This window comes from Streptococcus infantis (genome assembly GCF_001579645.1).
Taxonomy (GTDB): domain Bacteria; phylum Bacillota; class Bacilli; order Lactobacillales; family Streptococcaceae; genus Streptococcus; species Streptococcus infantis_E.
The window spans coordinates 537,253-547,642 of the sequence record NZ_KQ970818.1; the positions used below are offsets into that span (position 1 = coordinate 537,253).

At 37.1% G+C, this 10,390-nt stretch carries 9 protein-coding genes and 1 pseudogene; 7 read left to right on the forward strand and 3 right to left on the reverse strand.

What is annotated here, in order from left to right; translation table 11 throughout:
* The first annotated feature begins 319 nt into the window (after nucleotides 1-319).
* The 6 genes and pseudogenes from SINDD18_RS02560 (at nucleotide 320) to SINDD18_RS02585 (ending at nucleotide 6,268) form a co-directional block, all read left to right on the forward strand.
* The gene (locus tag SINDD18_RS02560) at nucleotides 320-541 is read left to right on the forward strand and encodes a helix-turn-helix domain-containing protein (protein WP_000286248.1); all 222 of its coding nucleotides are present in this window, start codon (nucleotides 320-322) and stop codon (nucleotides 539-541) included.
* 305 nt (nucleotides 542-846) lie between these two features.
* A complete protein-coding gene (locus SINDD18_RS02565; RefSeq protein ID WP_000450956.1) occupies nucleotides 847-1,116 on the forward strand; it encodes a DUF3173 family protein in 270 nt (89 codons plus the stop codon).
* Complete coding sequence (locus SINDD18_RS02570) at nucleotides 1,088-2,275, forward strand: tyrosine-type recombinase/integrase (RefSeq protein ID WP_000237020.1); 1,188 nt, start codon at nucleotides 1,088-1,090, stop codon at nucleotides 2,273-2,275. The genes SINDD18_RS02565 and SINDD18_RS02570 overlap by 29 nt, the downstream gene beginning before the upstream one ends.
* A gap of 470 nt (nucleotides 2,276-2,745) precedes the next feature.
* A complete protein-coding gene (gene glyQ, locus SINDD18_RS02575) occupies nucleotides 2,746-3,663 on the forward strand; it encodes a glycine--tRNA ligase subunit alpha (protein ID WP_000038760.1) in 918 nt (305 codons plus the stop codon).
* 282 nt (nucleotides 3,664-3,945) lie between these two features.
* Complete coding sequence (gene glyS / locus SINDD18_RS02580) at nucleotides 3,946-5,982, forward strand: glycine--tRNA ligase subunit beta (RefSeq protein ID WP_061862973.1); 2,037 nt, start codon at nucleotides 3,946-3,948, stop codon at nucleotides 5,980-5,982.
* A gap of 29 nt (nucleotides 5,983-6,011) precedes the next feature.
* Nucleotides 6,012-6,268, forward strand: a pseudogene (locus tag SINDD18_RS02585) (DUF896 family protein).
* 196 nt (nucleotides 6,269-6,464) lie between these two features.
* On the opposite strand, the gene SINDD18_RS02590 reads toward SINDD18_RS02585, so the two are convergent.
* Genes SINDD18_RS02590 through SINDD18_RS02600 form a run of 3 tightly spaced genes read right to left on the reverse strand, consistent with a single transcriptional unit; the run spans nucleotide 6,465 to nucleotide 9,281 of the window.
* Nucleotides 6,465-7,703, reverse strand: coding sequence for an NAD(P)H-dependent oxidoreductase (locus SINDD18_RS02590; RefSeq protein WP_000673684.1), 1,239 nt, complete (start codon nucleotides 7,701-7,703; stop codon nucleotides 6,465-6,467).
* A gap of 17 nt (nucleotides 7,704-7,720) precedes the next feature.
* The gene (locus SINDD18_RS02595) at nucleotides 7,721-8,326 is read right to left on the reverse strand and encodes an NADPH-dependent FMN reductase (protein ID WP_061862974.1); all 606 of its coding nucleotides are present in this window, start codon (nucleotides 8,324-8,326) and stop codon (nucleotides 7,721-7,723) included.
* A gap of 34 nt (nucleotides 8,327-8,360) precedes the next feature.
* Nucleotides 8,361-9,281, reverse strand: coding sequence for an FAD:protein FMN transferase (locus SINDD18_RS02600; RefSeq protein WP_061862975.1), 921 nt, complete (start codon nucleotides 9,279-9,281; stop codon nucleotides 8,361-8,363).
* A gap of 317 nt (nucleotides 9,282-9,598) precedes the next feature.
* On the opposite strand from SINDD18_RS02600, the gene SINDD18_RS11190 reads away from it, so the two are divergent.
* Nucleotides 9,599-10,390 (forward strand): NAD(P)/FAD-dependent oxidoreductase (locus tag SINDD18_RS11190; protein ID WP_241497311.1); only part of this gene is annotated, 792 nt, incomplete at its 3' end.

The following is a 10,390-nucleotide window of genomic DNA, read 5'->3' on the forward strand; positions in this document are numbered from 1 at the left end:
AAAAGTTATTTACTTATGAATTTTTGAGTGGAACATACCGATATTTTGATAGCTAATTTTATCATATAATACCTATAATATAATGGTAAATATTTATCAAAATAATAACAAAAAATTTTTTTGAAGAGATCTATTCAAAATAGCATTCAAAAATCGAGTGAGTGTAGTTGAGAAAGCAATTATTACTTACTCTTTTTTTTAAGAAAAATACATAAAAATATAAGTCTATATATAGGTCTGAAAATCCTGTTGTCCGATTTGGACAATATATTAAATATTTAAAAATTATGGTCTATACTTTTTCTTAGGAGAAAGCTAGATGTACAGACGTTTGAGAGATTTGAGGGAAGATCACGATTTGACCCAAAAACAAATAGCTAAAATACTTTCGTTTACAAACTCAGCTTATGCTAAAATTGAACGGGGTGAGCATGCCTTGACGGCAGATGTATTGGTAACTCTCTCAAACTTTTACGATGTCAGTACAGACTATCTATTGGGATTAACAGATTTTCCTGATAAAATTCGCTTTAGAAAATAATCTCCTCAACTTCATAGAGTGTGAAAATGAGGAGATTTTTTATTTGTTCTTTGACAATTGAATAGTCCAAAATGGTACTTTCCTCATTTGTGGAGCAGATTTGAATGGCTCGCCATGATAAGAGCGATTTTAAAACCATCAATAAAATAGAGCGATACTTTATATGCCATGATACAAATGATATACAATGATACTTCTGACCGTTCAGGCTGCCACCGTAAAAGAGCAGCAAGTGAAATTCTTATGATGACTTCATCAGTCATGCCATGGAGGTGAAAAAATCTAAGAAAGGAAGTAGTAAAATAATGGAAACAGTAAACTATAAAGATTTAGTTGCGATTGGTTTTCCAGAGCACACATCTAGAAATATTATTAGACAAGCAAAAAAGATTGCTGTAAAAAAGTTTGAAGAAGCTAGAAAAAATGATAAGAATGCGGTACAATTAGGATGTTCACCTTTCGATAATAAAAGGTTAGGCATTGCTCCTAAAAATATTGTAGAAAATTTAATTGGTATTTCTTTTTCAGATATAGAAGGTGAGAAAAATGGTTATATCAAAGACAAAGAAATATAAAGGTGTATACAAAGATTCAAAAGGAAAAATTTATTTTCAAATTGAATTAGGAGTTGATCCAATAACTGGGAAAAGAATTCAAAAGAAAGGAAGGAAAAATCAACAGGGACTACCGTTTAATTCTTTTAAGGAAGCATATGAAGAGATACTTCGTTTAAAACATGAATTTGTGAACTCTACTATTAATAATAGTTTTCTAACTTTTAGAGAGTTTATGGAAGAGATTTATTTAAAATACTATCAACAAAAAGTTCAATTTGTAACTTATCAGACCGCTTTACCACATCATCAGTTATTTATTAAGCAATTTGGTAGTAAAAAATTATCAGATATTAGTACTATTGACTGTGAAAGATTTCGCTTAGCTATTATAGACAAGTATTCTAGTAACTATGCTAAAAATATGTGGTCTAGATTTAAAGCATGTCTGGGCTATGCAGAAAGATTGGGTTATATTGATAGAGTTCCTTTTAAAGGATTAGATAATCCTAGAGGAAAGCACCCTGATACAAAATTTTGGACATTTGATGAATTTAAGAAGGTAATAAACTCTTTTGATATTAGTGAGTATGAGGGACTACATAATTACATGATGATCTGGTTATATTTTATGACTGGCTTAAGAGTTAGTGAGGGTATTGCTCTTAAATGGGAAGATATTGATTTTGAACGTAAATGGATTCATGTTCATTCGACAATTGAGAAAGACAAAAACGGTGTATGGTATGCTAAACAACAAACAAAGACAGTAGCAGGGAATCGTAAAATTGATTTAGATGATTTTACGATTACAATACTTAAAAAATGGCGAGAAGTTCAAATCAAGAATGATGATAAAGATTATGTAATATCACGTTTTGGTGCCCCCTTGTGTAAGTCTACAATTTCTAGGATAATAAAAAGACATGCTAGGATTACTGGTGTACCAGAAATTACGGGGAAAGGTTTAAGACATAGTCATGCTTCCTATCTTATAAATGTATTGCATAAGGATACCTTATATGTTTCATATCGATTAGGACATGCTGATAAGTCAACCACGTTGAATACATATAGTCACTGGTATTATTCAGGTGATTCAACAATTTCAGAAGAGATTACAGACAGTTTAGATAATCTTGGATTATCAATTTACCTACCAAATTCCTGCCAAAGTTGAAAATGGAGGAATTAACCCACTAATACTGGGAGAAAATAAGATTAGCAAATTGTTACTCTTAAATAATAGAGCAACTACATTTGTAGCTTAAAAACATGATTAAACCGCTAGTCTTAGGATTAGTGGTTTTTCTTTTTGTTCAAAAAGGGACATAAAAGAGGTAGTTAAATTAATTTGGCTAAGAAATATATAGAACTAGTGATAAAATAATTTTACTTTTTCATTCCTTTTTGTTATAATAGACGACAAGAAAGAATATCTTATCAGTAAATCCCAAGCGAGCCTGTGATAGTGAGAGTCAGGTGATTGAGAGATGAGTGTGGCGCTTTTGGTAAATTTTAAAAAATAATGAAGTAATAAATTAGGGTGGAACCGCGTTTCTGACGCCCCTAGGTCACTTGACTTAGGAGCAAAGACACGGTTCTTTTTGTATTCTAGGTCGCAAGAAATTATAGAAAAAGGAGTTAATAATGTCTAAAAAATTGACTTTCCAGGAAATTATCCTTACTTTGCAACAATACTGGAATGATCAGGGTTGTATGCTCATGCAGGCTTATGATAATGAAAAGGGTGCGGGAACTATGAGCCCTTATACTTTCCTTCGTGCTATTGGTCCTGAGCCATGGAATGCGGCTTATGTAGAGCCATCACGTCGTCCAGCAGACGGTCGTTACGGGGAAAATCCAAACCGTCTTTACCAACACCATCAATTCCAAGTGGTCATGAAACCATCACCTTCAAACATCCAAGAGCTCTACCTTGAGTCATTGGAAAAATTGGGAATCAATCCTTTGGAACACGATATTCGTTTCGTTGAAGATAACTGGGAAAACCCATCAACTGGTTCAGCTGGTCTTGGATGGGAAGTGTGGCTTGATGGTATGGAAATCACTCAGTTCACTTACTTCCAACAAGTCGGTGGTTTGGCAACTGGACCTGTTACCGCTGAAGTTACTTATGGTTTAGAGCGTTTAGCTTCTTACATCCAAGAAGTAGATTCTGTTTACGATATTGAGTGGGCTCCAGGTGTTAAATATGGAGAAATCTTCCTTCAACCAGAATACGAGCATTCAAAATACAGTTTTGAAGTTTCTGACCAAGATATGCTTCTTGAAAACTTTGAAAAGTTTGAAAAAGAAGCTGGGCGTGCCTTGGAATTGGGTCTTGTTCACCCAGCCTATGACTACGTTTTGAAATGTTCACATACCTTCAACTTGCTTGATGCTCGTGGAGCAGTATCCGTTACAGAACGTGCTGGTTATATCGCACGTATTCGTAACTTAGCCCGTGTCGTAGCTAAAACATTCGTAGCTGAACGCAAGAAACTTGGTTACCCACTTCTTGACGAAGCTACACGCGCCAAACTCCTAGCAGAAGAGGAAGAATAAAAACAGTTACAAGAATAGAAAAAGGGCGAACAAAGTGAGCCCGTATGGCACTCAGAGGCAAGTCGAAGACTTGCTAAAGGGATAGGCACCGCCGTACTGCTATCTGGGGATTTTTGAAACTTTAGGTTCAAAAATCAGTTGGCTAAATCCACTTTGATGAGACTGTTGGAAATCTTTGTCAAGAAGACAGAAGATTTCCCCACAGACTCACAAAGTTAGTTAGCAACGTCCCCAGTACCTAAGGTGACTATCAAAAAGAAGAAATTTTGTAAAGGAAAAAACATGGCAAAAAATTTATTAGTAGAACTAGGACTCGAAGAGTTACCAGCCTACGTTGTCACACCAAGTGAAAAACAACTAGGTGAAAAAATGGCAGCCTTTTTGGATAATAACCGCCTTTCATACGAAGGAATTCAAACTTTTTCAACTCCACGTCGTTTGGCTGTTCGCGTACTTGGCTTAGCAGACCAACAAACGGATTTGACTGAAGATTTTAAAGGACCTTCTAAAAAAATTGCTTTGGATGCAGAAGGAAATTTCTCTAAAGCAGCGCAAGGGTTTGTCCGTGGTAAAGGCTTGACTGTAGATGATATCGAATTCCGTGAAATCAAAGGTGAAGAATATGTCTACGTAACTAAGCATGAAGCTGGAAAACCAGCTGAGGAAGTTTTGACTGGAATTCCAGAAGTATTGGCTAGCTTAAGCTTCCCAGTAAGTATGCACTGGGCAAACAATACCTTTGAATATATCCGTCCAGTCCATACGTTGACAGTTCTTTTGGATGATGTGGCACTCGATATGGATTTCTTAGATATTCATTCAGGAAGAGTTAGCCGTGGACATCGTTTCCTTGGTCACGAAGTAGAAATTCAGCATGCTGACAGCTATGAAGAAGACCTGCGCAAAGTTTATGTTATTGCAGATAGCATTGAACGCGAAAATATGATTCGTGAGCAAATTAAGGCTATCGAAGCTGCAGAAGGTGTACAGGTACAAATTGATGAAGGACTCTTGAATGAAGTTTTGAATTTGGTTGAATATCCAACTGCCTTCATGGGGAATTTTGATCCTAAGTACCTAGAGGTTCCAGAAGAAGTCTTGGTCACTTCAATGGAAACTCACCAACGCTACTTTGTAGTACGTGACATTGACGGAAATCTAAAACCAAACTTTATTTCTGTTCGTAACGGAAATGCAGAGTATCTGGATAATGTCATCCGAGGAAATGAGAAAGTCTTGGTGGCACGTCTTGAAGATGGTGAATTCTTCTGGCGTGAAGACCAAAAACTCAAGATTGAAGATCTTGTAGCTAAATTATCACACGTAACCTTCCATGAAAAGATTGGTTCACTTCGTGAGCACATGATTCGTACAGGGCAAATTGCTATCCTTTTGGCAGAAAAAGCAGGTTTATCAGTTGATGAAACTGTTGACCTTGCTCGTGCTGCAGCTATTTATAAGTTTGACCTCTTGACTGGTATGGTTGGTGAATTTGATGAGCTTCAAGGGATCATGGGTGAGAAATATGCTCTTCTCGCTGGTGAGAATGCAGCAGTAGCACAAGCTATTCGTGAACACTACCTTCCAGATTCTGCAGATGGTGCTCTTCCTGAGTCTAAAGTCGGAGCTATCCTTGCACTAGCTGATAAATTGGATACTCTCTTATCTTTCTTCTCTGTTGGCTTGATTCCATCTGGTTCAAATGACCCTTATGCTCTTCGTCGTGCAACACAAGGGATTGTCCGTATCTTGGAAGACTTCGGCTGGAATATTCCAATGGACGAATTGATTGCTAGCCTTTATGCTTTATCATTTGATAGCCTAACTTACGATAATCAAGAAGAAGTGCTTAACTTCATCAAAGCTCGTGTTGATAAGATGATGGGTTCTACTGCAAAAGATATTAAAGAGGCTGTTCTTGCAAGTTCAAACTTTGTTGTTTCTGATATGATTGAAGCAGCAGAAGCACTGAAAGAAGCATCTCTAAATAGTGACTACAAACCAGCTGTTGAATCCTTATCTCGTGCCTTTAACCTAGCGGAAAAAGCAGAAGGTTCAGTCAAAGTTGATACTAGTCTCTTTGAAAATGAACAGGAAAAAGAACTAGCTCAAGCAGTAGAAAATCTAGAATTGAAAGGTTCAGCTAGTGATAAATTAACGCAGTTATTTGCTCTTAGTCCTGTTATTGATGCATTCTTTGACAATACAATGGTTATGGCAGAGGATGTTGATGTTAAGAATAATCGCCTAGCTATTCTAACTGAACTTGTGAATAAAGCAAAAACTGTCGCTGCTTTTAATCTTCTTAATACAAAATAGAAATTAAAAAGTAGATTGGAGGTTCAAATATGACACCAGAAAAAATCGCTCGTATTAATGAGCTTGCGAAAAAGAAAAAACTGAAGGCTTGACTGCAGAAGAAAAAGTAGAACAAGCTAAACTTCGTGAGGAATATATCGAAGGCTATCGTCGTTCAGTTCGTCATCACATTGAAGGAATCAAAATCGTAGATGAAGATGGAAATGATGTGACTCCTGAAAAACTTCGTCAGGTACAACGGGAAAAAGGCTTACATGGTCGAAGTCTTGATGATCCAAATTCATAATTTTGAGATATAGAAAACTCGGTTAGTAAAATCTAACCGAGTTTTTGTTTTAAAAAAAGGAACCTAAAGAGGTTCCTTTAGTATTAAATTTTATACTCTTCGAAAATCAAATTCAAACCACGTCAGCTTCACCTTGCCGTACTCAAGTACAGCCTGCGGCTAGCTTCCTAGTTTGCTCTTTGATTTTCATTGAGTATTAGTTACTTGCACCTGAAGTAGCATCCGCATCTCCATGGCCGCCATCAGCTGAGTCAGAAGCGCCAGAAGTAGCATCTGCGTCGCCATGACCTCCAGCAGCAGGAGCAAAAGGTCCGCTACCACCTACCAAGCGTTGACCTGTTTCTTTCAAGTACCAGTCAAGCCATGGTTGGAAGTTAAAGACAATTTCATTGATACCGGCATATGATCCGTCAGGATAGTACATAGCTTGGTAGTTGTGAGTGTTGATAACACCGGCAGGAGAACCAGGAACAATTGTACGTACGTATTCTTGGTTACCATTGCGAAGTGTTCCAATAACCCACTCAACGTTTTTCATACGTGCTGGTGGGAGAGAACCGTGAACGGTTGACATACGGCTACCAGATTGAGATGGTACACGTTTTGCAAACATTGTATCAGGATCTTGGTGAGCATTGTTGTAGTAGAGGAATTGGTTGTTATCGTCAGCGTATGTCAATTCAAAAGGCATAGCTTTCAAGAACATATCAATTTGGTTAACAGTCAAGATACCATGGTCAAGTTTAACATATGTATCACCTGAAACAGCACCTGTGATTTCTGCAACTTTTTCTACCCAGTTTGGATCGTCAGGATCAACTTCTGTAATAGTTGTAGCGATTGGTTTTCCACAATCCAAGTCTTCTGGTTCAATTGGTTTTGGTTTTTTCAATTTAGAAACGACTCCTACGTATTTGACAAAGTTATCTAAACAAGTTTCAAGGAATTTAACAGTTCCTTCGTTGATAATATTTCCGTTAGCATCAAAAGCTTCTTTAGCTTTTCCAAGAAGGAATTCATTCCCTGGAAGAGTATAGGCATTTACACCTGGAGCGTCAAGAATCTTACGAAGGTGAACTTGCGCACGAGAAGTTCCTTGGTCGTAGTAAGAAGCACCCACGATCATCACTGGTTTGTTTTCGAATGGATGTACTTCATATGAAAGCCATTCAAGAACTGACTTGAGTGAAGCAGAAATTGTATGGTTGTGCTCAGGAGTAGCAATAATCACACCATCAGCACGAGTAATTTTGTTGTAAAGAAGGCGCAACTGGAAGCTTTCGTCCCATTTTTCGTCTTGGTTAAACATTGGAACTTCATCGATTTCAAGAACTTCTAATTCAAATTTTAGTTTGAAGTTACGACGGATGAATTCCAAGAGTTTGCGGTTATATGATTGGTCGTAGTTTGATCCAACAAGTCCAACAAATTTCATTCTTTCGATCTCCTATCTTACAAATTTTCCCAGTCAAATTCTTCTGCATCTTTACGAAGAAGTTCTTGTGCATTACGTAATTTTTCAGTAATCTTGACAAAGATACGGAAGTCATCAAAGATGGCATCCAATTTCTTGATTACATCAAGATCTACCAAGTCACCATTCTTATCGAATGCTTGAAGAGAATGAGAGAGCAAGAACTCATCTGGGAGAACATTTGCTTTAATTTCTGGTGCATTCAAGATTTGACGGAGTTGCAATTGAGCACGTGATGAACCGAGTGTACCGTATGAAGCACCTGTGATCATCACTGGTTTGTTAAGAAGTGGAAATACTCCATAAGAAATCCAAGCAAGAGCGCTCATAAGAACAGCAGGAATTGAGTGATCGTATTCAGGAGTACCGATAATCACACCCTCAGCTGCTTCAATTTTTGCAACAATTTCTAAGGCTTCTGCAGGAATAAGTTTATCTGCAGGTTTGTTGAAGACTGGTAGGTCTTTGATTTCTACCAATTCGATTTCTGCTTTATCAGCAAAGTGTTTTTGCATATATTGAAGCAGTTGACGGTTTGTGGAACGTTTTGAGTTAGTTCCTACAATAGCAATAAGTTTTAGCATGAGCTTTCCTTTCTCTTTTTGCATTATTTATTATTTATCTTTGGATACCAGATGAACAAGCAACGTGTCCATCTTTGTCAATGAGGATGGTTTCGATACCTTCAATATTTTCGACTTGCCACATAATAGAAGCGCTACGTTCACCAAACAATCGTGTGGTCCATATCTCCCCGTCAACAGAGCGGTCAGATATAATCGTTATACTAGCCAAATCCGTTTCAATAGGATAGCCAGTTTCGCTGTCGAAAATGTGATGATAATCCTTTCCATCGATTTCAAGATGCCGTTCATAAATTCCAGAAGTAACAACGGATTTTCCAGTAATAGATAAGGTCATAAGGTGATTACCACGTGGATGATTAGGGTCTTGAATACCAATTTGCCAAGGTTGTCCATTTCTGGCTTGGTTATTACCAATGGTAAGGATATTTCCCCCAAGATTGATAAGAGCAGAAGTGACACCATTTTCTTTTAAGAAAGTAGCAACCTTATCTGCGCTATAGCCCTTGGCTAAACAACCTAAATCAATTTTCATTCCTTTCTTTTCTAAGAAAACAGTAGAAGCAATTGAATCAAGTTTGATAAAACGGGGATCTATCAATGGTAAAACCGAAGAAATTTCTTCAGGACTAGCAACTTTTGCGTCGGAAAAACCAATACGCCAGGTTTGTACCAAGGGACCGATGCTGATATTGAGATGACTTCCAGGAGCTAGACTATGTTCTAATCCTAAAGAAATCAGTTCAAACAGATCAGGGTGGACCTTAACTGGGGCAATTCCTGACTGATAGTTAATTTCCATCAATTCCGATTCGGTGCTATTAGCATTAAATCGAAATTCAAGTTCCTTGAGCAAATCAAAAGCTTGACGGAGAAGATTGTCCGCTTGTTCATGTACCAAGGAAATAGTAATCGTAGTTCCCATTAACCGTTCAGATAATGAACTGAGAGGCAAAGAATCAACTCCCTTCAAATCAATTGGAAATAGTTGTAAATCCAGATATGAAAGCAATCTGAAGATTTATATTTCATTTCCATATAAATAGAATATCACAAAGTCAGCGTTTTCACAAATTATTTTTTACAAAAAGTCAAGAAATATGCTTGAATAAATAAAGAATGTGCAAAAAAATTTGAAAAAGTTGAAAATAAATTGATATATATTTCAAAAAAATTTCAAAAAAACAGCAAACTAGTCAAAAAGCTTGTAAACGCTCACAGATAATGATATACTAGAAAGGTAAATAAAAAATTAAAGGTAGGAATTATCTTATGAGTAAAATCGTAGTCGTGGGTGCTAACCACGCTGGAACTGCTTGTATCAACACTATGTTGGACAATTTTGGAAGTGAAAATGAAATCGTTGTCTTTGACCAAAACTCAAACATTTCATTCCTAGGATGTGGAATGGCTCTTTGGATTGGTGAGCAAATCGATGGTCCAGAAGGTCTCTTCTACTCAGATAAAGAAAAATTGGAAGCAAAAGGTGCTAAAGTTTATATGAACTCACCAGTTCTTTCAATTGACTATGATAACAAAGTTGTAACTGCTGAAGTTGATGGAAAAGAACACAAAGAATCATACGAAAAATTGATCTTTGCGACTGGTTCAACTCCAATCTTGCCACCAATCGAAGGTGTTGAAATTGTTAAGGGGAACCGCGAATTCAAAGCAACTCTTGAAAATGTACAATTCGTTAAATTGTACCAAAACGCTGAAGAAGTTATCAATAAACTTGCTGACAAGAGCAAACATCTTGATCGTATCGCTGTTGTCGGTGGTGGATACATCGGTGTTGAGCTTGCTGAAGCATTCGAACGTCTTGGAAAAGAAGTTGTCCTTGTTGATATCGTAGATACAGTCTTGAACGGTTACTACGATAAAGACTTCACGCAATTGATGGCTAAGAACTTGGAAGACCACAATATCCGCTTGGCACTTGGACAAACTGTTAAAGCTATCGAAGGTGGCGGTAAAGTTGAACGCTTGATCACTGACAAAGAAACATTCGATGTTGACATGGTTGTTCTTGCAGTTGGTTTCCGTCCTAATACAGCTCTTGCT